At 69.4% G+C, this 20,948-nt stretch carries 17 protein-coding genes; 6 read left to right on the top strand and 11 right to left on the bottom strand.

Features of this window, described 5'->3' with window-relative positions:
* Positions 1–199 precede the first annotated feature (199 nt).
* On the top strand, positions 200–1,228 hold the full coding sequence (locus tag ACQP09_RS31625; protein WP_433405917.1) for a multicopper oxidase domain-containing protein: 1,029 nt from the start codon (positions 200–202) through the stop codon (positions 1,226–1,228).
* A gap of 477 nt (positions 1,229–1,705) precedes the next feature.
* Here the strand turns inward: ACQP09_RS31625 and ACQP09_RS31630 are convergent, their stop codons facing one another.
* Positions 1,706–2,131, bottom strand: a complete 426-nt coding sequence (locus tag ACQP09_RS31630; RefSeq protein ID WP_433405918.1) for a Rid family hydrolase — start codon at positions 2,129–2,131, stop codon at positions 1,706–1,708.
* A 139-nt stretch (positions 2,132–2,270) separates the two neighbouring features.
* On the opposite strand from ACQP09_RS31630, the gene ACQP09_RS31635 reads away from it, so the two are divergent.
* A complete protein-coding gene (locus tag ACQP09_RS31635; RefSeq protein WP_433405920.1) occupies positions 2,271–2,759 on the top strand; it encodes a MarR family winged helix-turn-helix transcriptional regulator in 489 nt (162 codons plus the stop codon).
* Positions 2,760–3,109: 350 nt separating this feature from the next.
* On the opposite strand, the gene ACQP09_RS31640 is transcribed toward ACQP09_RS31635, so the two are convergent.
* From ACQP09_RS31640 to ACQP09_RS31650, 3 genes are all read right to left on the bottom strand, one after another.
* Positions 3,110–4,918, bottom strand: coding sequence for an ATP-binding SpoIIE family protein phosphatase (locus tag ACQP09_RS31640; protein ID WP_433405922.1), 1,809 nt, complete (start codon positions 4,916–4,918; stop codon positions 3,110–3,112).
* Between the two features lie 586 nt (positions 4,919–5,504).
* On the bottom strand, positions 5,505–6,314 hold the full coding sequence (locus ACQP09_RS31645) for an SAM-dependent methyltransferase (protein ID WP_433405924.1): 810 nt from the start codon (positions 6,312–6,314) through the stop codon (positions 5,505–5,507).
* Between the two features lie 89 nt (positions 6,315–6,403).
* Positions 6,404–8,053 carry a SpoIIE family protein phosphatase gene (locus ACQP09_RS31650; RefSeq protein WP_433405925.1) on the bottom strand — a complete coding sequence of 550 codons (1,650 nt, stop codon included), beginning with the start codon at positions 8,051–8,053 and terminating at the stop codon, positions 6,404–6,406.
* 739 nt (positions 8,054–8,792) lie between these two features.
* Between ACQP09_RS31650 and ACQP09_RS31655 the strand changes: the two genes are divergently transcribed.
* The 3 genes from ACQP09_RS31655 to ACQP09_RS31665 all read left to right on the top strand — a co-directional run bounded on the left by ACQP09_RS31655 (position 8,793) and on the right by ACQP09_RS31665 (position 10,608).
* Positions 8,793–9,587: a VOC family protein gene (locus tag ACQP09_RS31655; RefSeq protein WP_433405927.1), complete on the top strand. Its 795-nt coding sequence runs from the start codon at positions 8,793–8,795 to the stop codon at positions 9,585–9,587.
* A gap of 71 nt (positions 9,588–9,658) precedes the next feature.
* Complete coding sequence (locus ACQP09_RS31660; protein ID WP_380954697.1) at positions 9,659–9,913, top strand: WhiB family transcriptional regulator; 255 nt, start codon at positions 9,659–9,661, stop codon at positions 9,911–9,913.
* Between the two features lie 209 nt (positions 9,914–10,122).
* Complete coding sequence (locus tag ACQP09_RS31665; protein ID WP_433405928.1) at positions 10,123–10,608, top strand: hypothetical protein; 486 nt, start codon at positions 10,123–10,125, stop codon at positions 10,606–10,608.
* A 45-nt stretch (positions 10,609–10,653) separates the two neighbouring features.
* Here the strand turns inward: ACQP09_RS31665 and ACQP09_RS31670 are convergent, their stop codons facing one another.
* The 7 genes from ACQP09_RS31670 to ACQP09_RS31700 form a co-directional block, all read right to left on the bottom strand.
* Positions 10,654–11,880 carry a phospholipase D-like domain-containing protein gene (locus tag ACQP09_RS31670; protein ID WP_433405929.1) on the bottom strand — a complete coding sequence of 409 codons (1,227 nt, stop codon included), beginning with the start codon at positions 11,878–11,880 and terminating at the stop codon, positions 10,654–10,656.
* A 315-nt stretch (positions 11,881–12,195) separates the two neighbouring features.
* Positions 12,196–13,089, bottom strand: a complete 894-nt coding sequence (locus ACQP09_RS31675) for a S1 family peptidase (protein WP_433405931.1) — start codon at positions 13,087–13,089, stop codon at positions 12,196–12,198.
* Between the two features lie 719 nt (positions 13,090–13,808).
* Positions 13,809–14,783, bottom strand: coding sequence for an acyl-ACP desaturase (locus ACQP09_RS31680; protein WP_433405933.1), 975 nt, complete (start codon positions 14,781–14,783; stop codon positions 13,809–13,811).
* Between the two features lie 181 nt (positions 14,784–14,964).
* A complete protein-coding gene (locus ACQP09_RS31685; RefSeq protein ID WP_433405935.1) occupies positions 14,965–17,286 on the bottom strand; it encodes an ATP-binding cassette domain-containing protein in 2,322 nt (773 codons plus the stop codon).
* Positions 17,287–17,350: 64 nt separating this feature from the next.
* A complete protein-coding gene (locus ACQP09_RS31690; RefSeq protein WP_433405937.1) occupies positions 17,351–18,982 on the bottom strand; it encodes an ABC-F family ATP-binding cassette domain-containing protein in 1,632 nt (543 codons plus the stop codon).
* 227 nt (positions 18,983–19,209) lie between these two features.
* Positions 19,210–19,626: an SsgA family sporulation/cell division regulator gene (locus ACQP09_RS31695; protein ID WP_432148684.1), complete on the bottom strand. Its 417-nt coding sequence runs from the start codon at positions 19,624–19,626 to the stop codon at positions 19,210–19,212.
* A gap of 227 nt (positions 19,627–19,853) precedes the next feature.
* Positions 19,854–20,156, bottom strand: coding sequence for a YciI family protein (locus ACQP09_RS31700; protein WP_433405938.1), 303 nt, complete (start codon positions 20,154–20,156; stop codon positions 19,854–19,856).
* 53 nt (positions 20,157–20,209) lie between these two features.
* Here ACQP09_RS31700 and ACQP09_RS31705 point away from each other — a divergent pair, with 53 nt between their 5' ends.
* Positions 20,210–20,902, top strand: coding sequence for an endonuclease V (locus ACQP09_RS31705; RefSeq protein WP_433405940.1), 693 nt, complete (start codon positions 20,210–20,212; stop codon positions 20,900–20,902).
* The last annotated feature ends 46 nt before the right edge of the window (positions 20,903–20,948 follow it).

Raw genomic sequence — 20,948 nt, forward strand, 5'->3', positions numbered from 1 at the left:
GTGGTCACTGCAGCGTTGACTGCGACAGCGCACGAAGCTAGACCTCTTTTCGTGGTCCGCCAATAGCTATGGCAGCAATCGCACAAACTTTGTCCTGAGTGTGGATAAACGCTCGGCCCCCGGCTACGGTGTGGCCCGTTCCGGTAGCTCCGGGGCTCTCCGTCTCCGCCAGTTTCCTTATCCCAGTGGGGAGTTCGACATGGACCGAAGGACCTTCAGCCGGCGGATGCTGATCGGCGGCGCGGCCGCGGCGGCCACCGGTGTGACATCGTTGTCGCTCGGCGCGGTGGAGGCAAGCTCCGCCGAGAACCCGCCGCGCACGGCCCCGGACGGGGGAGCGGTGCGCCGGATCAAGATGTACGCCGAGAAGCTGCCGAACGGCGAGCTGGGCTACGGCTTCGAGAAGGGCAAGGCGTCGATCCCCGGCCCGCTCATCGAGCTGAACGAAGGCGACACGCTGCACATCGACTTCGAGAACCTCACCGACGTGGACGCCAGCCTCCATGTCCACGGTGTCGACTACGACATCGCCAACGACGGCACCCGGATGAACAAGAGCCACGTCGAGGCCGGCGGCAGCCGTACGTACACCTGGCGCACGCACAAGCCGGGCCGCCGGAAGGACGGAACGTACGAGCCGGGCAGCGCGGGCTACTGGCACTACCACGACCATGTCGTCGGTACGGACCACGGAACCGGCGGCATCCGCAAGGGGCTGTACGGGCCGCTCGTGGTGCGGAGGAAGGGCGACCTGCTGCCCGACCAGACGTGCACGGTCGTCTTCAACGACATGATGATCAACAACAAGACGGCCCACAACAGCGTCAACTTCGAGGCCACGGTGGGGGACCGGCTCGAATTCGTGATGATCACGCACGGCGAGTACTACCACACCTTCCACATCCACGGTCACCGCTGGGCGGACAACCGGACCGGGATGCTCACCGGCCCCGACGACCCGAGCCGGGTCATCGACAACAAGATCTGCGGGCCCGCCGACTCCTTCGGCCTCCAGATCATCGCGGGCGAACGCGTGGGCGCGGGCGCCTGGATGTACCACTGCCATGTGCAGAGCCACTCGGACATGGGGATGGCCGGGCTGCTGCTGATCAAGAAGCCGGACGGCACGATCCCGGGGTACGAGCCGCACCATGTGGCGGGCGGGGCGGAGAAGAAGGCCGCCGACGGCAAGGAAGAGAACACGGGCGCGGCAGAGCACCAGCACTGACCGCCCGTCACACAGGGGGGGCGAGCCAGTCGCTGGTGCTTCTCCTCGGCGATCCGACGGGCCGGCTCAGTCGGTGTTCCATGATGGACACGCCGTCGCCCCGTCCCCGCACCCCGGCTTGCGCACGTCCCGCTTGAGGAGGTCGAGGCCCGGCCTGGGCCGGCCGTGGCGGATGTTCACCGTCGTGTGGCCCCGGTGACGGCAGGGGTGTCCTGGGCGATTTCGGAGGCCGTGAGCAGACCGACGGTGAGGAGCAGGGGGTTCCGTCGCGAGGCGTTACGAACAGGATGCCGGCCCCGCGGCGGGCAAGGCGGGCCAGGGTCCGGCCTTCGCCGTGGGTGCTGGTGAGCGCGGTGGCGATGCCCTCTGCCTGATCATGGCCGGAGTCCGGTCACTCAGCAGCGGAGCGGCGCCGCGGCGGGGCCGCTCCGAACGCTGAATACCTGCTGAGCGGGCGGAGAATGACTGGGTGAGGTGTCAATGGCCGGAGCCGGCGATCGCGGTGACGCGGATCTCCACGCGCATGGCGGCAAGGCCGAGGACGGTGACGCCGGTTTCGGTCCAGATCGGCGCGCGGCCGTCCAGGCGGAGGCGGAACTGCTCGGCCATGATGCGGTTGACGTCCTCACTGATGACCGTCTCTCCGGGGGCCACCTTGTGGTACGAGTTGACGTGGATGACGTCACGCCAGGTCGCCCCGACCGTGGCGAGCGCGCGTCCCACGTTCTCGAAGGCCTGGACGATCTCCTCCTCCAGTGAGTCGGGAATGTTCAGGTCGTCGTCCACACCTGCCTGGCCGGAAATCTCGACCCGGTCTCCGACGCGGACGGCGCTGCTGTAGCCCAGGGCATCGTGAAGCTTCTCGCCATAGCCCGGAACGATGCCGAAAGTGACCGTGTCCATGGTGCTCCTTCTCTCCTCTCCAGGGCCGTGCGTTGCCCTGACATGACTTCACGCGTAAAGTGACTGTAGCGGGAGATGACTTCAAGTGCAAAGTGAAGAAGGGTCTCCCCGTGGAGCGGTGACCCCAGGAGGAGAGTTCGTGAGCGCCAGGGACGAGCGTGAGAGTGACGAGGAACTGCGCTGGCTCGACAGCCAGGAGAAGGCGGCCTGGACAGGGTTGATCTCCCTGGTCCTGCTACTGCCGGGCAAGCTGGAATCGCCGCTACGGGAAGAGCACGGCATCACCTTGTTCGAGTACCTCGTGCTCAGCCATCTCTCCGAAGCCCCACGGCGCCGGCTGCGGATGGGTGAGCTCGCCTTCCTCGCCAGCGGGTCCCTCTCCCGGCTGTCCAACGTCATCAAACGGTGTGAACAGCGCGGCTGGGTCGTCCGAAGCCCTGACCCGGCCGACGGGCGTTACACCCTCGCCGAACTCACCGACACGGGCTTCGACATCGTGGACCAGGCGGCCCCCACCCACCTGCGCGCCGTACGCGGTCTCGTCCTGGATTCCCTCAGCACCGCCGACCAGAAGGCCCTCGCCCGGATCGCGGAGAAGATGCACATCGTCCCCGACGACTTCGCCTGAGGCCCGTCCGGACCCGGCCTGAAGTTCCGGTGCGGTCGGCGCCCGGACGGTCAGTGCGAGTGCGACCGCCGACCCCTGGGCCGTCGGCCCTCGAACCGAATACCGACGTGGCGCGTTCACCGCCCGGCATCCAGCAGGTCATCTCGCACTGCGCTCGGAATCCGGCGTTCTTCGCCCGCGCGGAACGACATGCGGTGAGCTGCTGGGCCTGCTGTCACCGCTGGAAATGCCCCGAGTTCGGCACGTATCCGGGAGGCTTGCCGGCGGAGGCGTTTCGGACGGCCACCCCGGAGCGGGTGGACGCACCATGGCACCGACACACACCCGCCCCAGTGAGCGTCCGCTCCTGGCTACGCCCGGCGCGCAGCCAGGACCCATGACGGCATGTTCTGTTCCGCCCAGACGATCTTGCCGGTCGCCGTGCGGGACGAGCCCCAGCGGCGGCACAGCATGTTGATGAGCTGAAGGCCCCGTCCGCCCTCGTCGCTGAGGCCCGCGTGCTGGATCTGGGGCAGGTCGGGGCCGGTGTCCGACACCTCCACCACGAGGCGTTCCCCGCGCAGCAGCCGTAGCGTGCCGGGGCCGTTCCCGTAGCGGAGTGCGTTGCCGACCAGTTCGGAGACGACGAGCTCGGAGACGTCGGCGAGCTCATCGAGGCCCCATGACGCGAGCTGGCCGGTGACGAGACCACGGGCGGCCGAGGCGGCCCGGCCGTCCTGGGGAAGCTCCCACACCTTCAGATCCCCCGCCGGGAGCGCGGCGCTCGTGGTGACGAGGAGCACCGCCTCGTCGAACCGGGCGGCGGCGGCCGGGGCGCGTTCCACCAGACCGCCCTTCTCCAGCGATCCGGTCGGAAGGCTCAGGGCCGCCGTACGCAGCCGGTCCAACTGGGCGTCCACATCGGCGTCCCGGGACTTGATCAGGCCGTCTGTGTACATGACCAGGTGGGCACCGTCCGGGACGCGCAGTCGCAGGGGGTCGTACGGGATCACGCCCGCCCCCAGTGGAGCGCCGGTCGGCACAGGGACGAGGTCGGCGGCTCCGTGACCGTCGAGGAGCAGGGGTGGCAGATGCCCGGCGCTCGCCAGCGTGTAAGTGGAGTCGGCTGGGTCGTAGACCGCGCACAGGCAGGTGGAGACCTGCTCGTCCTCCAGGTCACGGGTGGCCAGGTCGAGCCGCGCGAGGATCCGCTCAGGGGCCATGTCCAGGGTCATCAGCGCGCGGGCCACCGTCCGCAGGCGCCCCATGGTCGCGGCGGCGGCCAACCCGTGCCCCATCACATCGCCCACCATCAGGGCCGTCCGTCCACCGGGCAGGGCCATCACGTCGTACCAGTCCCCGCCCACGCCGTTGTGCACCGCTGCGGGCTCGTACTCGGAGTGCACCAGTAGCCCCGGTGTCGCCGGGGTGACGCGCGGCAGCAAGGAACGCTGCAACGAGACGACGTGCTCGCGCTCCCGCCCGTACAGTCGCGCGTTGTCGATGAAGACCGCCGCCTTGGAGGCGAGCTGCTCCGCCAGCGCCAGGTCGGTCGTGGAGAACGGCGGGGTTCCACGGCCGCGTACGAAGTCGGCGCTGCCGAGCAGCAGCCCACGGGCGATCAAGGGCACGGCCAGGTAGCTGTGCACACCGGCGGCACGCAACTGGGCGGCTGCGCTCGCGGTGGGCGCGACGCGGATGAAATCGTCGTCGCGCACCTTGCTCAGCAGCACAGGCTTGCCTTGCCTGAGGACGTACCGGTGGAGCAGCGTTTCGTGCGGCTCCTTGGCGTGCACGAAGGTCTCGCCCACCGGGGTCGGCTCCAGGTCGGAGAGCTCCTCGATGGCGCACAGCGCCGTGGCTCGCATCTGTGGGACGCCGGGTTCGGTCTGCCGGGAGCCCTCGTCACCTCGCAGAACGCTCTCGAGGATGTCCACAGCCGCTCCGTCGGCGAAACTGGGCACAGTGAACTCGGCGAGTTCTCGAGCAGTGCGCTCCAAATCCAGGGTCGTGCCGATGCGGGAGCTGGCGGAATTCAGCCAGGCAAGTCGGCTACGGGTGGTGAAGCGGTCCGGTGGCAAGACGCCTTTGCTCCGGCGGAACCGCACGTTTGCGCAGGCCGAGCGCCGTCCGGCGGAGCCCCGGCCGTACAGGCGCCGTTTACCACTGCCGGAGTTCACTCTTCTGCCTCCAAAACAGGACTCGACGCCTCTTGGTGCCCAGTGTGCATTGGAAACAGCGGCGGCACCTCCGGGTGACCCTGGTTGGACCGCCTGCCCAGAGACCGTGCTCCGGCGCCCGTTCCCCGTCCTACTGGTCCGGCTCGCGGGTCGGCCCGGTCCGGATCGGTCCTGTCACCTGCCTCGTCCCCGGCTCGGAGTTGCCGTACGGCGTCATCACAGGCTGACCCTCTGCACCACCGTATGCGCCTCAGGTCGCACCGAACCGCGACGTCAGGCCGGTGCGGCTCGGTGCCGGCCACCCGGACGATGAGTCCATGCCTTCAACGATCAGCGGCCTCCCGTTGTCCGGCCCGGAGGCTCTCACCGTCTTCGGCGCCATCACCCTCGTACTGGCCCGCTGGCTTCCCCACCGCTTCTGGACGCGTGGACCTCACAGCCCGGTGCGAACGGGTCGAAGCCCTGCTCGGTCAGACAGCGAACTGCCATCAGTCTGCCCCGCGCCGAGAGCCGAGAGCTGAATCGCTGTGCCGCGAGCCGTGAGCGCGAGGACAGCGCACCCGGTCATCTCATGTACCGCTCCACTTCACGGTTTCCTGGCGACCACTCCGTACATGGCGATGTCGCGGCTGTCGACGCCGTTCTGCTCCGGGCCGGGGCGCCAGGCATGCACCTGGGTGACCCCCGGGTCCTGCAGCTCCAGGCCGTCGAAGAACGAGGTGGCGGTTCGTAGATCCCGCAGGACAAAGGGCATGCCTTGCTCGCGGTACTCCTGGGCGACCCGGTTCACCTCCTCTGGCGCGAAGTCCGCGGTCCCGATGGTCATCGCGAGGTAGCTGCCGGAGGGCAGCGGGTCCAGCAGGTCTTGGACCAGACGCCGGTCGTCGGGCGGCAGGATGAAGTGCATGATGCCGATCACCATGAGGCCGACGGGCCGGTTCAGGTCGATGAGCTCGCGGAACTCGGGACTGTCCAGGATGGTGCCGGGGTCGTGCATGTTCGCGTCCACGTAGGCGGTTGCGCCCTCGGGCGAACTCTGCAGCAGGGCGCGGGCGTGAGCCAGGACGATGGGATCGTTGTCGACGTAGACCACGTGCGATTCCGGGGCCACCTCCTGCACGATCTCGTGCAGGTTGGGAGACGTCGGAAGACCGGTTCCGATGTCGAGGAACTGGCGGATGCCTCGCTCCTCTGCCAGGAAGCGCGCCGCGCGGTGCATGAACCGGCGGTTCTCCATCATGTGCACGGGCAGGGCGGGCCAGTGTCGGCACATGGCGTCGCCCGCTTCCTCATCCACGGGATAGTGGTCTTTGCCACCCAGGATGTAGTCGTACACCCGGGCGGAGTGGGCGCGTGAGGTCGCCAGTCCGCCCTGACGGTCGTTCGGCGCGTTCATACGGTGCCTCTCTCCTCCGAGGACGGGCCTTTCCGACGGTATAGAGACACTCTTCCGGGTGCAAACGATGAAATTCGCGAGCGGCGCGGTCATGAGTCCGGCAGGGCCTGCAAGGCGATGATGGCGATGTCGTCCCGGCGGTGGTGCACAGGTGGCAGAAGGCTGTGGATGAAGGAAGACAGGGGCATACCCCGGCGGGCCAGCACGTCGGAGCGTTCACGCAACCGCCGGAGGTTGTCACCGATGTCCGTCTCTCGCGTCTCCACCAGCCCGTCGGTGTAGAGCACCAGGATGTCGCCTGCGTGCAGGTCCGCGTCGAGGGTGGTGCGGGCGAGGGAGTCGGTGACACACAAGGGCGGGTCCGGGGCCGTGAGGCCGTTCAGATACTGCGATGGGGCGTCCGCCGGGATAACCAGGGGCGGCGGATGCCCGGCGTTGGACAGGGCGATGTGCCAGCGACCGTGCATCCGCCGGCGCAGGACCGCGTGCACCGCCGTGACCATCGAAGGACTGTCGAGCGCCTGCACGATGCGGTCGAGACGACCCAGCGTGGACGCCGGACTGGCGGCCGGGCCGCGGTCGTAGGCGAGTCCCCGCAGGATGCTGTTGACGCGTCCCATCGCCATGGCCGCGTCGAGGTCGTGCCCCGCGATATCGCCGATGGACAGGGCGAGGGCGTCGGCGGAGAGCCGGACGGCGTCGTACCAGTCCCCGCCGACCTCCGCCGCCGAATCCGCCGGATGGTAGAGCGCGGTGATCGTGAGACCGTCGATGGTCGGCGGGGCCGCCAGGAACGACTGCTGCAGCGCGAGCGCCTTACCGCGGATGCTCTGCAACTCCATCGTCCGGCGCAGCGGCCCGCTCATCTGCTGGAAGACGTCCCGCAGCAGTGAGAGGTCGGCCTCGTCCGGGGGCGGGTTGCCCCGGCAGGTCGCGATCGTCGCCAGCGCGACGGTCCGGCCGTCCACCACCACGGGCACCAACGCCATACCGGTCGCTCCGGCCTCGCGCAGCCACCGTACGGAAACGTTCGAGAGCCCTTCGTCGGGCGGCCCGTCGGGCGGGAAGACCAGCAGCCGGGCCTCCTGGCTCCTGATGGCCCGCTGGGCGACCGGCCCCAGCATGAAATCGGCGTCCAGAGGGGGCAGGGAAGGCAGGCCGGGGGCAAGCCCCACACGCTCCGGCGGCGTTGGGTTGGATGCGCGGGTAGGCTGCACACCCGCTTCGACGCCGTCCGCTACGCGGAAGATGGCCACTGCGTCGGCGAGCTCGGGCACGACGGCCGCAGCGGTCGTCAGGAAAGCCTCCGAAAGATCGCGGGCCGCGGGTACCGCCGCCATACGTGCCAGCAACTTCTCCCGCATACGGGCACGCCAATGCTGCTCGGCGTCGGTGGCAGTTCCGACAAACTCCACTTCCCCGTTCTCGTCGGTGGCGGGCGCAGCGATGATCTTGACGTGGCGAAAGCGGTCGACGGCTCCGTCGAGCCGCACCCTGACGATCGCGTCGAGCGTCGACCGCTCGCGGGTGGCCCTGCGCCATGCACGTTGGAACCAGTCCCGGTCCTTGGGATGCACGGCGTCCATCCACGAGGTAGCGGTGCCGGGAGTCCACAGCGTCTCGGCGATCCCGCCGCGGGACAGTACGGAGACGTCACCGCTGGACGACATCACCCACACCGACTGCGGTAGGGCCCCCATGACTGCCCGGTACCGACGGAGGAGCTGCTCCTCGTTCACGGCAGTGCCCTCCGCCATGGGGCTGACGAGCCCGGGATCCAGGCCGACGGCATGGCATCGTCCGCCGCCGATCGCCTCCGCCCGCCCCACTCTCCGGACGACGGCAGGAGACCATCACCACTCATGCCCCGATGATCCCCCGCACCCGGGACATCAGCACGCCCAGGCGTTCCACCCGGCCACAGGGCCTCCGGCTCGGCCGACGGGCCGCCCACCGCGGCGTGACCGCCGTGTACCGGCGCCGTGGTCCGAGGTAGCCGACGACGAGCGCGTCTTCGGTGTCGGCGCGCCTGATCCTCAGCCCCGATCGCACCCCCTCCGGCGATCAGGGGGACGGCGTGGGCATGCCCGGCGAGTCGTGTATCGGGCCATGACAGCTCTTGGACGGTCGGCTTCTTTCAGGCTGCCCGGCGGGCAGGCTGGGACTGTCCGACGTCGGTGACGGCCGCGGTGTACAGCTGTGGCTGCCTGCACCGCAGGCGGCTGCCGGGGCACCGGTTCTTCCTGTCCACCTTGGTCCCGTCCTACTGAGACGTGATCGCGCGGGCAGTCAGAACTGGAGACGGTCCCCCCGGCCTCGGAGGTACGCCGCCGACCTGCGGAGAAGCGAGGTGCGGCCCCGGTCGGCCCCGCGCGGACTGCGGTGGCCGACGGCCGGTGCGAGACTCGACGGGACAGGGAACAGCCCCCGCGCCGCCGCGTGCGCGCGGGGTCAAGTGATCCGCCGAAGGAGCACGCCATGCTCAACCCCACCTTCCCCGACGGAGCACCCAACTGGGTCGATCTCGGCACGCCCGATGTCGACGGGGCCGCCGCCTTCTACGGGGGCCTCCTGGGCTGGGAACACGTCCCGGGCGGCGACGAGGTCGGGGGGTACGGGATGTTCACCCTGGACGGCCACACCGTCGGCGGTGTCATGGCCGTCCCCGAGGAGCAGTCCGCCAGCGCCTGGTCCCTCTACTTCCGGTCGCCCGACGCCGACGCCATCGCCCGGCTGGTGAACCAGGCCGGCGGTCGTTCCGCCTTCGAGCCGATGGACGTCCTGGACTACGGCCGCATGGGCGGCTTCACCGACCCGGCCGGAGCCTATTTCGGCGTATGGCAGCCCCGGCAGAACCCGGGCCTCGGCGTCGTCCAGCAGCCGGGCTCGCTCCTGTGGGCCGAGCTGTACACCCCGGATGTCCCGGCGGCGGCCGCGTTCTTCGGCGAGGTCTTCGGCTGGAAGACCGACGCGATGAAGGTGGAGGGCACCGAGTACGTCTACACGACGGTCCACCCCGCCGACACCGGCCCCGAGCGCTCCTTCGGCGGCCTCGTCACGATGGGTGACGTCCCGGCCGAGGCGGCGCGCGGGCCGCACTGGATGCCGTACTTCCAGGTCGAGGACGTGCAGGCCGCGGTGGACGCCGCCAAGCGGCTCGGCGGTGCGGAGGCGCTGCCCGCGATGGAGGTGCCGGGCGTCGGCACCATGGCCAACGTCACCGACCCGTTCGGAGCGGTCTTCGCGCTGATGAAGCCCCAGCCGCGGCAGTAGAAGCAAGGGTCCGCCGGGTGATTGACGGTTCGTTGATCAGTCGTTTATCGAACCCGTGCACCGTGTGACCCATGCTGATCAATACGGTGACCGAGGACGCGCTCGACTGGCAAGAGACCGCGTTGTGCGCGCAGGCCGGACCCGAGTTCTTCTTCCCTGCCCCGGGCAGTTCGACGCGCGAGGCCAAGCAGCTCTGCGGAGCGTGTGAGGGACGTGTGGCCTGTCTGGAGTACGCACTCGCCAACGACGAGCGGTTCGGCGTCTGGGGCGGGCTCTCCGAGAAGGAGCGCGAACGGCTGCGCCGGGAAGAGCGCAAACAGGGCTGAACCGTCCCCGCACGTGCCGGAACTCCGCGTCAGGACGCGGGCACACCGGACATCGGCCGAAACCTCTTGGGTCACCTGTCCTCCGCCGTCACTGTGCGCTGCCCGCTGCCCGCTGCTTTCTCCCGGTCTGACCGGGAAATGGCGGGGCAGGAGATCCTGGGCCGGGCAGGGAAGCTCCCCCGGCGACGACGAGAGGGAGAAACGCACTGATGTCTCCGGTTACCGAAGAGTGGAACGAGGTCCTGCGCACGCATCTGGCTCTGGACGAGAAGGGCTCGCCTGTCCTGGCAGCCGCCGCGTTCTCCGCCGAGGCCGGCTTCTTCGCCGTCGTGGGGCGGGGTGACGAGGACGGCCAGCCGTACTTCCGCTCGATGCCGTACGACGCTGAAAGCGTGGTCCCGGATGATGTCGAGGCCTTGTGCACCGTGTGCGAGGAGGCCGTTCACCCTCGGGGCCTCCACATCGCGGGCACGCTCTGGCGACGTGAGAGCCGTGAGGTGATCAGCGATGTCGTCACCGGGAGTGAGCTGGAGCTCGCTCTGCTACGGGACGGAGACCGCGCCATGTGGGTCGTCCGGACTGCCCAGGGCATCTGCACGTTCGTGCTGGTGGACGGGGACAGCGGAGCCCCCGTGACCGAGGCCCGGTCCCTGGCGCTGGACTTCGACTCCTTTCTGGTCGGCCAGGGGTACTGAGCCCGGCCTTGACCGGCCGATACGTGATCGGCCGGTGGCATCGGGTCAGAGGTAGCGGCGGATCGGTACGACGGCTGCTTCCCGTACCCGCTGGAGGGCATCGCGCCGCTTCCACCGGCCCCGCTCGATCAGCACGCTCTTCTCGCGGTCCTCGTCGAAGTGGGCGTCGAGCGCGTCCGTGAACTCCCGGTCCATGACCGCGAGCATGACCTCCTCGTCATGTTCGAGGGAGCGCCGGTTGAAGTTGGTGGAGCCGATGAGCGAGGCGACCCGGTCGATCGTGAGTACCTTCGCGTGCATCATCGTCGGCTGGTACTGGTAGATCTTCACCCCGCACGCCGTCAGCTCCTCGTAGTGCCGCTGCCCGGCGAGCTGGCAGACCCGCTTGTCGGTGTGCGGCCCCGGCAGCAGGATCTCGACCTCCACCCCGCGCCGGGCGGCGGCGCAGAGCAGCCCGGTGAAGTAGTCGTCGGGCGCGAAGTAGGCGGTGGTGAGGCGGATGCGCTCCTCGGCGGATTGGAGGACGACCCGCATCAGGGTCTGCATGTCCTGCCAGCCGAACGACGACGAGCCGCGCACCACCTGGACGACCGCGTCACCGTGGTGGTCGCTCGCCACGAACCGGTCGCGCTCGTCGAACAGTTCGTCCTGGCACTCGGCCCAGTTCTGCGCGAAGGCGGCGGCCAGACCGTCGACGGCGGGCCCGCGGACCTGCACATGGGTGTCTCGCCACTCGTGCTCGTTGCGCGCGTCGCCGCACCACTCCTCGGCTATCCCGACGCCGCCGGTGAACGCGGTGGACTCGTCGGTGATGAGGACCTTGCGGTGGCAGCGGTGGTTCTGCTTGAGCGGCGAGAGATAGAGCGGCTTCCTGAACCAGGCCACCGTCACCCCGGCCTCGTCCATCATGTCCAGCTGACCCTTCTCGATCAGCCGGCAACCGAACCCGTCGAGCATCAGCCTCACCCGGACACCGGCCCGCGCCCGCTCCGCGAGCGCCTCGGCGAACTCCTGGGCGATGTCACCCCGCCAGTAGACGAAGGTCATCATGTCCACGGTGTGCTCCGCCTCGCGGATCGCCTTCAGCATCGCGCCGAAGATCTGGTCGCCGTTGCGGAGCGGGAGCAGCGAGTTCCCCTCGGTCGCCGCGATCCCGATCAGCCGCTCCAGCCTGCGCCTGAGCCGCAGGGAGCGTCTCTCGCACACATCCGGATCGAGTTCGGCCCGATCGTCCGATGGTGTATCAACTGGGGTTTCGATGACCTCGGACATGGTGCACCTCTGAGTGCATGAGGCTGCGGCGAGGCAGCGTTCCGGCGCTACGTGACGGATGTCAAGCAGCGACCGTCTACCCCCTGACAGCCCGGGGATTCAACTGACCGAGCGGTTTGCCGCGCAGAGAGTGCAGGGCGTTCCTCAAGTCGGCGGTCCGGCGCCCAGGTCGGTGAGGCCGCAGGTGACGAGGAGAGGCGGGGCAGGGGGCGCCACACCCCGGCACACCGTGATGGGCACGGTGCGCCGGAGTGTGCCGTCGCGCGGGTTCTCGTGCGCTCGGTCGGCCGTCCGCCCGAAGACCCGCCGACTGAGCTACAGGACGGTCGCCCCGTACGCGCTCAGCGCCTCGGTGACGGGCTGGTAGAACGTCGTGCCGCCGGTCCGGCAGTTGCCGCTGCCGCCGGAGGTGAGACCCAGAGCGGTGCTGCCCGCGAAGAGCGCGCCACCACTGTCGCCCGGCTCGGCGCAGACGTTGGTCTGGATCATGCCGTACACGATCCCGCTGGAACCGTAGTTGACCGTGGCGTTGAGGCCGGTGACCGAGCCGCTGCGCAGCCCGGTGGTGCTGCCGCTGCGGCGGACGGACTGGCCCACGAAAGCGTTGCCCGCCGTCGTGATGTCCTGGTACGAGCCGTTGTACAGGTAGACCCGGCCGTCGGCCGCCGCCGGGTTGGAGTGGCGGATGATCCCGTAGTCGTTGTTCGGGAAGCTCGTTCCGGTCCGCGTGCCGATGGACCAGTTGGCGCTGATGTTGGTGCAGTGGCCAGCCGTCAGCGCGTGGGCGACGCCGTTGACCGACACGTTGAAGCCGAGCGAACAACGGCTGCCACCGGTGGTGATGGCCTCGCCGCCGGCGATCAGCGGGCTGAATTTGCCCTCGGTGCGGTTGACCGTGAGTTCCGCCTTGGACGATGCCAGGGCGTTCTTGATCTTGGTCAGTTCGGACTTCGACACGGTGCTGTCGGCAGTGAGCACGATCTTGCCGGTGCTTGCCTCCGTGTACCAGGCGGTGCCCGGCACATCGGCGGCGAGGACCGCGGAGCTGGCGTCGGCGAGCTGCGAAACGGTCGCCTTGGCCTCCGCCTCAGGAGCGGCGACGGCCGAGGGTGTCGCCAGGGCCACGGCGGCCACCAGGCCGGACGCCACGGCGAGGAGCCGTGCGTGTCTGGGCATGCCGCTGATCGGCGAGAAGCGCTTGAAGGTCACGAGGTCCTCCGAGGTATGGGGGGCAGCCCCGGTCGGGTGAGGTGGGGCTGTTGGCGCGAGAGGTTCCCACCCAACGATCATTGGGCGTGAACCTGACAAGCTGCGTGCTGGAATCGTTGACGGTGCAAGGTGCTGACGCAAGGACGGATTCGCGCCCGCGAGCCCGGAATGCAGTGGAGGGGGTGAGGGGCGGTGGGTCCGATCCGTCACGCACAAGTGCCCTCAATGGCGAGATTGGTGCCTATGGCCTCTATGTCCCGTGAGCGGTGAGGAATTTGTCATCCCTTTACACAAAGTTACCGCCAGTTACGCTGCATTCGCGTATCGTTCGCTCACGTTTCAGCTCCGTGCGGCCCACTCGCGTCAACCATGCAAGGTGCATAGGTGGGAATTCTCCTGGATGGGGCAATAGGGGAATTCTGGCGACACATTGCCTATTTGCCGCTGCTTGGGGCTGGCTGAATACTCGCCTCCGTCCTTGGGGCGCTGCCATCTCCGGCCTTGAATACGTCCGGAGACGCCCTCTTGCGGACTGGTTCGGCGTGTGCAGCCAGCGCGGTGGCGGGGGCCGTCACCGATGCCACGTGCGTGTCGGCGGTAGCGGTGGTGAGCTTGCCGACAGTCGGGGTAGGCGGAATTCCGGTCGGTGCCGCCCGTCCGTCAGCGCCACGGCCGGCTGACCGGGGCGCTGAACGGCAAGGGGGATCGGTGAGGGGGCGTCAGGCCCGGCCGCGCGCGGCCATCCGCGCCTTGCGGGCGGCGAGCTTCTCGTCGAACTTCGACGCCTCGCTGTCCAGTCCGCCCATGTACAGACCCAGCTCCTCCTGCGCCTTCGCGCCCTCCGGGCCGAGCCCGTCGATGTCCATGACCTTCAGGAAGCGCAGCACCGGCTGGATCACGTCGTCGTGGTGGATGCGCATGTTGTAGATCTCGCCGATCGCCATCTGCGCGGCGGCCCGCTCGAAGCCGGGCATGCCGTGGCCGGGCATCCGGAAGTTGACGACGACGTCGCGCACGGCCTGCATGGTCAGGTCCGGGGCCAGCTCGAAGGCGGAGCCCAACAGGTTGCGGTAGAAGACCATGTGCAGGTTCTCGTCGGTCGCGATCCGGGCCAGCATCCGGTCGCAGACCGGGTCGCCGGACTGGTGGCCGGTGTTGCGGTGCGAGACGCGGGTGGCCAGCTCCTGGAAGGCGACGTACGCCACGGAGTGCAGCATCGAGTGCCGGTTGTCCGACTCGAAGCCCTCCGCCATGTGCGCCATGCGGAACTGCTCCAGCTTGTCCGGGTCGACGGCGCGCGAGGTGAGCAGGTAGTCACGCATCACGATGCCGTGGCGGCCCTCTTCCGCCGTCCAGCGGTGCACCCAGGTGCCCCAGGCGCCGTCGCGGCCGAAGAGGGAGGCGATCTCGTGGTGGTAGCTGGGGAGGTTGTCCTCGGTGAGGAGGTTCACCACGAGCGCGATCTTGCCGATGTCGGTGACCTTGGACTGGTCCGCCGCCCACGCCTCGCCGTCCTCGAAGATGCCCGGGAAGTTCCGTCCGTCGGAGAAGGGGACGTACTCGTGGGGCATCCAGTCCTTGGCGACCTTGAGATGGCGGTTGAGCTCCTTCTCCACCACCTCTTCCAGCGCGTACAGCAGCTGGGCGTCGGTCCACGCCTTCGAACTGCCGAGGTGGGGAGAGGTGATCGTCACGGGGAGCTCCTGGGGACGGGAGTGGGGGACGGGAGTTACCTACGGATTCGTAGGTTACGTGACCGTAGGTTAAGGCGACGGTAAGGGGTAGGCCAAGCCCGTCCCCGCGGGCACCCGATTACGTACCGTTATGCGCGCAGCTCGCGGCGGACTTCCGTGAGCTCCAGCGGATCTCCGCAGGTCAGTGGCGGTCTTCAGGCAGGCCGAGGTCCCGGCGCAGATACCGGGCGGTAACCGAGGTGCGGTCCGCGAGCAGCCCCTCCGGCGTTCCTTCGAAGACCAGCTCGCCGCCCTTCTTCCCGCCGTCCGGGCCGAGGTCGATCACCCAGTCCGCCCGCTTGAGCACTTCCAGGTTGTGTTCGACGCAGATCACCGTGTTCCCCGCGTCGACGAGCCGGTCCAGCAGATCCACCAGCGCGCCGGTGTCGGCCAGGTGCAGTCCGGTCGTCGGCTCGTCCAGGACGTACACGCTGGAGGTGCGGTGCAGCTGGGTGGCGAGCTTGATCCGCTGGCGCTCGCCGCCGGAGAGGGTGCTGAGGGGCTGGCCGAGCGTGAGGTAGGTGAGGCCGACCTCGTCCAGCGTGCGCAGCTTCCGCAGCAGTGCGCGGTCCTCGAACAGTCCGACCGCCTGCGCCGCCGTCATCTCCAGCACATCGGCGATGGACCGGCCGTCGACCCGGTGCTTCAGTACGTCGTCGTGGAAGCGGCGGCCCTCGCACTCCTGGCAGGTCGTGGTGACCGGGTCCATGAACGCCAGGTCGGTGGAGATCTCCCCGCGCCCCGAGCAACCCGGGCACGCTCCGGCGGAGTTGAAGCTGAACAGCCCGGCGTCCACGCCGTTCTCCCGGGCGAAGACCTTGCGGATGGTGTCCAGTGCGCCGATGTACGAGGCCGGGGTCGAGCGGGACGAGGCGGTGATCGCGCTCTGGTCGATGACCACGGCCTGCGGGTGGGCCGCCGTGAACACCTCCGACACCAGCGTCGACTTGCCCGAACCCGCGACCCCGGTCACCACGGTCAGCACCCCGGCCGGGAACGACACGTCGAGCCCTTTCAGGTTGTGCAGATCGGCTCCACTGACCGGTAGGTGGCCGGTGGGGGAGCGGAACGCGTCTTTGACGCGCGTCCGTTGACGCAGGCAGCGGCCGGTGAGCGTGTCCGCCTCGCGCAGCCGGTCGAACGGCCCCTCGAAGACCACATGGCCGCCCTCCGCTCCGGCGCGCGGTCCCATGTCGACGATGTGGTCCGCGACCGCCATCACATCCGGGTCGTGCTCGACGACCAGCACCGTATTGCCCTTGTCGCGCAGCCGCACCAGCAGATCGCCGAGCCGTCCGACGTCCCGTGGATGAAGCCCGACGCTCGGCTCGTCGAAGACGAAGGTCAGCCCGGTCAGCGAACTCCCCAGGTGCCGCACCATCTTGAGCCGCTGCCCCTCACCGCCGGAGAGCGTGGTCGTCTCCCGGTCCAGGCTGAGATAGCCGAGCCCGATCCCCACGAGCCGCTCCAGCCGCTCACGCGCCGCCGCCGCGATCGGACCGCCCACCGGATCGTCGATGTCGGCCAGGACGGAGACGAGGTCGGCGACCTCCATCCGCCCGTAGTCCGCCGGCGACAGCCCGTCGATGCGGGTGGCGAGCGCCGCCGCGTTCAGCCGCGCACCACCGCAGGAGGCGCAGACCCGCTCGACGGTGAACCGGTCGGCCGCCGCACGCCGCTTGTCCGACAGGGACGCCGTGTCCCGCTTGAGGTAGAGCCGCTCGAACCGCGTCACCACCCCCTCGAACCGCATGTCCGCCGACCCCGTCCGCATGTCGAGCCGGACGGTGAACCCGGACCCGTACAGCAGGAGTTGCCGGTCCTCCTCGCTGAACTCCCGCAGCGGCAGGTCGTTGTCGAACCGCTCCGACCCGCCGTACAGGTTCCACTCCCAGCTGCCGACCCCGAGCCCGGGCAGCAGCAGCGCACCCTCGTTCAGCGACTTCGACCAGTCGACCGCCCGGTCCAGGTCGAGCCGGACGGTACGCCCCACCCCGTCGCACTCCGGGCACATCCCCGTCGGGTCGTTGAAGGAGTACGCGGTGGCTCCGCCGGCGCTGGGTGTCCCGTACCGGGAGAACAGCACCCGGATCACCGACCAGATGTCCGTCGCCGTGCCCACGGTCGAGCGGATGTTGCCGCCCAGCGGCTTCTGGTCGATGACGACGGCCACGGACAGGTCCTCCATGGACTCGGCCCGTGGCCGCTCGTACTTCGGCAGCCGGTTCCGCAGGAACGAGGTGAAGGTCTCGTTCAGCTGCCGCTGCGACTCCACGGCGATCGTGTCGAAGACGACCGACGACTTCCCCGAGCCGGAGACCCCGGTGAAGACGGTGATGCGGCCCTTGGGCAGGGCGAGCGAGACGTCGCGCAGATTGTTCTCGTGCGCTCCGGTGATGACGATGGAGCGCTCGGGGGAGTGGTGGCCGTTCGTGGTGGTGCTGCGTCCGGTGCTGTGATCCATACCGGCGACGCTAGGCGGGATACCCGACAGCTTCTGTCGCCTTTTCCCGCGGATTTTGGGCCGTTCACCGCCCCGCTCGCACCTCCTCCGGAGTCGTGTCCCGCAGCTCCCCGTCCAGCCGCAGCCACCGGGTGATCCCGATCGACTCCAGGAACGGCACGTCGTGGCTCGCCACGATCAGCGCCCCTTCGTACGCCTCCAGCGCCTCGGTCAGCCGCCGTACGCTGGCGAGATCGAGGCTGTTCGTCGGCTCGTCCAGCAACAGCAGCCGGGGCGCCGGGTCCGCCAGCAGCAGCATCGCCAGCGTCGCCCGGAACCGCTCCCCGCCCGACAGCGTCCCGGCCGCGTGGTCGGCGGCGCCTCCCTTGAACAGGAACCGCGCGAGCCGGGCCCGGACGACGTTGTCGCTCAGGCCCGGGGCCGACCGCTTGACGTTGTCCGCCACCGACAGCGCGTCGTCCAGCGTGTCCAGCCGCTGCGGGAGGAAGCCCAGCGGCAGCGGCGTCACCGCCTCGCCGGAGAGCGGGGCCAGCTCGCCCGCGATCGTCCGCAGCAACGCCGTCTTGCCGGCGCCGTTGCGCCCGGTCAGCGCGATCCGCTCGGGCCCGCGCGCCGTCAACTCCCCCTGCAGAGCGGGTCCGTAGGGTGGGACCGGATCCCGCAGGAGCAGCACCTCGCTGCCCGGGTGGACGCGTGTCGCCGGCAGCTCGATACGGATCTCCTCGTCCTCACGCACCGCCGACTCCGCCTCGTCGAGCCGCTCCCTGGCCTCCGCCAGCCGCTCGGTGTGCAGGATGCGGTGCTTGCCGGCCGACTCCTGGGCGGACCGCTTGCGCTGTCCCATCACCACCTTGGGCTCGCGCTTGGTGTCCCACATTTTCTGCCCGTAGCGCCTGCGCCGGGCCAATTTCATATGGGCGTCAGCCAGTTCGCGCTTCTGCCGCTGTACGTCGGACTCCGCGGCCCGCACCATGCGCTGCGCCGCCTCCTGCTCGACGGCGAGCGCCTCCTCGTACGCGGAGAGGTTTCCGCCGTACCAGGTGACCGAGCCCTCGCGCAGATCCGTGATCCGGTCGACCCGCTCCAGCAGCTCCCGGTCGTGGCTCACCACGAGCAGCGCACCGGTCCAGGCGTCGACCGCGTCGTACAGCCGCCTGCGGGCGACCGCGTCCAGGTTGTTCGTCGGCTCGTCGAGCAGCAGCACCCCCGGGCGGGCCAGCAGCAGGGCCGCCAGCCGCAGAAGCACGCACTCGCCGCCGGACATCTCGCCGACGGTGCGGTCCAGGCCGATACGGCCGAGGCCGAGCCCGTCCAGCGTGGCGCGGGCGCGCTGCTCCACGTCCCAGTCGTCGCCGATCACGGTGAACAGCGCCTCGCGAACGTCGCCCGCCGCGACGGCGTCGATCGCCGCGCGCCGCTCCGCGATGCCGAGCACCTCATCGACCCGCAGCGCGGTGTCCAGCGTCACGGTCTGCGGCAGGTATCCGAGTCCGCCACGGATCCTGATCTCGCCTTCCAGCGGCGTGAGTTCACCGGCGATCAGCCGCAACAGGGTTGATTTACCGCACCCGTTGAGCCCGATCAGCCCGGTACGGCCGGGGCCCACGGTGAGGTCGAAGCCGGAGAAGACCTCGGTGCCGTCGGGCCAGGCGAAGGCGAGGGAGGCACAGCTGATATGGGTGTCGGAAGCAGACATACGGATCTCCCGTGTACGTCGGAGGAGGGCAGGAGGACGGCCGGCGAGCTGAGATCGCACACGGGCGCCTCCGGCCACGACAAGGCGTGGCGGGCGCCGCACGGTGCGGGGAGCTCAGATCAGCAACGTCCCTCTCCGATCCGACGACAACAGGAACATCACGAAGGTAGAACCGGGGCGCGCACCCCGGCAAACGATTTTCGGTTACAGCGGCGGTGGTCCGCCGGTCAGCAGGTGCCGCCGAGCAGATCGGTCAGGCTCCGGTCCAGGTCCAGATGGCGGTACTCGTCGCCCACCGGCACCAGCTCCTGCGCCCGCTCCAGAAAGCGGCGCAGCTCAGCGGTGCGTACGTGGACCATGGCGATGCCCTCGGCCGCGTGGAACTCCAGCACCGTCCGCTCGTACCCGAACGGCCTGACCCGCACGTCGCCCTCGCCGGCAGGCGTGTCGATGCCCGCGGTCAGCAGCTCACGGGAGAACTCCCACGACACCTCGGTCCCCTCCAGCGTCGCCGGGGCCGGGAACGCCATCCGCACGGCGAAAGGGTCCTTGCGGTCGTAACTCAGCGTGGCCGGCAGGGTTTCCATCCGCGGGGCGGACGCGACCATGCGGGCCTGCACGGACTGCTCGATAAGGCTGGACAAGACCTGCTCCCTCTCGCGGCTGGGTGAACGGTTCCCGGCATTGGAGTAGACGACGGAACGCATCGATCCGTGCACCGGCGGGTGGCGTGAGCTGCGTCACCGCCCACGCCCCGCTGCTCCTCCGGGCTCTCCTGTACCCTCGCCCTCCTGCCCGCTCCTGGGCCGCGCACCCTGACCGGCGTGCGCTCCGGCCTGCGGAAAGCCGGAGGGAGAGCGGCCCACGTGGCCTACTGGGCGGGCAACTCCTGTTTGAATGAGGCCAGTTCGGGTGCGGTCTTGGTCGCGATGAATTCGGTGATCCGGTAGGCGCAGACCCCGTGCGCGGCGAAGGGATCGGCCGCGGTGATCTCCTCGATCCGCTCCCGGTCCTCCCCGACGGCGAGGATCACCCCGCCGTCCCGGGGGTTCTTGCGGCCCGACGCGATGAAGACACCGGCCGCGTACTGCTCGTCGAGCCAGGCGATGTGCTCCTTCATCAGCGCGTCCGCGCGCTCGACGGGAGCCGTGTAGGTCAATTCGAGTACGAACATGATCGCCAGGCTACGGGACGGAGGACGCCCGGGAACCGCCTAAGCTGCAGGTCATGACTACGCAGCCCACCCCCGCCCATGAGACCCCCGCAGACGAGGCCGAGGGCCGGGCGATCCAGGACCGCCTGCGCGGCCTGGTGGTGCTGGACGAGCCGGGCCCGCCGCCCGGGACCGGTCTGGTGACCGGGGTCGACGTGGCGTACGACGACGAGAAGGACGTCGTCGTCGCGGCCGCCGTGGTGCTGGACGCCGAGACGCTGGAGACCGTGGACGAGGCCACCGCCGTCGGCAAGGTCGCCTTCCCCTACGTCCCCGGCCTGCTGGCCTTCCGCGAGATCCCGACCGTGCTGGAGGCCCTGGAGTCGCTCACCGTCGACCCCGGCCTCGTCATCTGCGACGGATACGGCCTCGCTCACCCGCGCCGCTTCGGCCTCGCCAGCCACCTCGGCGTACTCACCGGACTGCCGGTGATTGGTGTCGGCAAGAACCCCTTCACCTTTTCGTACGAAGCCCCCGGCCCCCGGCGCGGCGACTTCTCGCCGCTGGTGGACGGCGACGAGGTGGTGGGCCGGGCGCTGCGCACCCAGGAGAACACCAACCCCATCTTCGTCTCCGTCGGCCACCGGATCAGCCTCGACAACGCCTGCGCCCACACCCTGCGCCTGGCCCGCCGCTTTCGTCAGCCGGAGAGCACCCGCCGGGCGGACGCCCTGTCCCGGCAGACCCTGCGGGAAGCGACGGCCTGAGGACCACCGCTTTCCGCCGGATTCGATTGAGTATCCGTACGGATGG

The sequence above is a fragment of the Streptomyces sp. CA-146814 genome (assembly GCF_050942385.1).
Taxonomy (GTDB): domain Bacteria; phylum Actinomycetota; class Actinomycetes; order Streptomycetales; family Streptomycetaceae; genus Streptomyces.

Excerpts from the sequence above, each read along its gene's own strand:
- ACQP09_RS31625 (WP_433405917.1), top strand. The coding sequence starts at position 200 with ATGGACCGAAGGACCTTCAGCCGGCGGATGCTGATCGGCGGCGCGGCC.
- ACQP09_RS31630 (WP_433405918.1), bottom strand. The coding sequence starts at position 2,131 with ATGGACACGGTCACTTTCGGCATCGTTCCGGGCTATGGCGAGAAGCTT.
- ACQP09_RS31645 (WP_433405924.1), bottom strand. The coding sequence starts at position 6,314 with ATGAACGCGCCGAACGACCGTCAGGGCGGACTGGCGACCTCACGCGCC.
- ACQP09_RS31655 (WP_433405927.1), top strand. The coding sequence starts at position 8,793 with ATGCTCAACCCCACCTTCCCCGACGGAGCACCCAACTGGGTCGATCTC.
- ACQP09_RS31660 (WP_380954697.1), top strand. The coding sequence starts at position 9,659 with ATGCTGATCAATACGGTGACCGAGGACGCGCTCGACTGGCAAGAGACC.
- ACQP09_RS31665 (WP_433405928.1), top strand. The coding sequence starts at position 10,123 with ATGTCTCCGGTTACCGAAGAGTGGAACGAGGTCCTGCGCACGCATCTG.
- ACQP09_RS31670 (WP_433405929.1), bottom strand. The coding sequence starts at position 11,880 with ATGTCCGAGGTCATCGAAACCCCAGTTGATACACCATCGGACGATCGG.
- ACQP09_RS31685 (WP_433405935.1), bottom strand. The coding sequence starts at position 17,286 with ATGGATCACAGCACCGGACGCAGCACCACCACGAACGGCCACCACTCC.
- ACQP09_RS31690 (WP_433405937.1), bottom strand. The coding sequence starts at position 18,982 with ATGTCTGCTTCCGACACCCATATCAGCTGTGCCTCCCTCGCCTTCGCC.
- ACQP09_RS31700 (WP_433405938.1), bottom strand. The coding sequence starts at position 20,156 with ATGTTCGTACTCGAATTGACCTACACGGCTCCCGTCGAGCGCGCGGAC.
- ACQP09_RS31705 (WP_433405940.1), top strand. The coding sequence starts at position 20,210 with ATGACTACGCAGCCCACCCCCGCCCATGAGACCCCCGCAGACGAGGCC.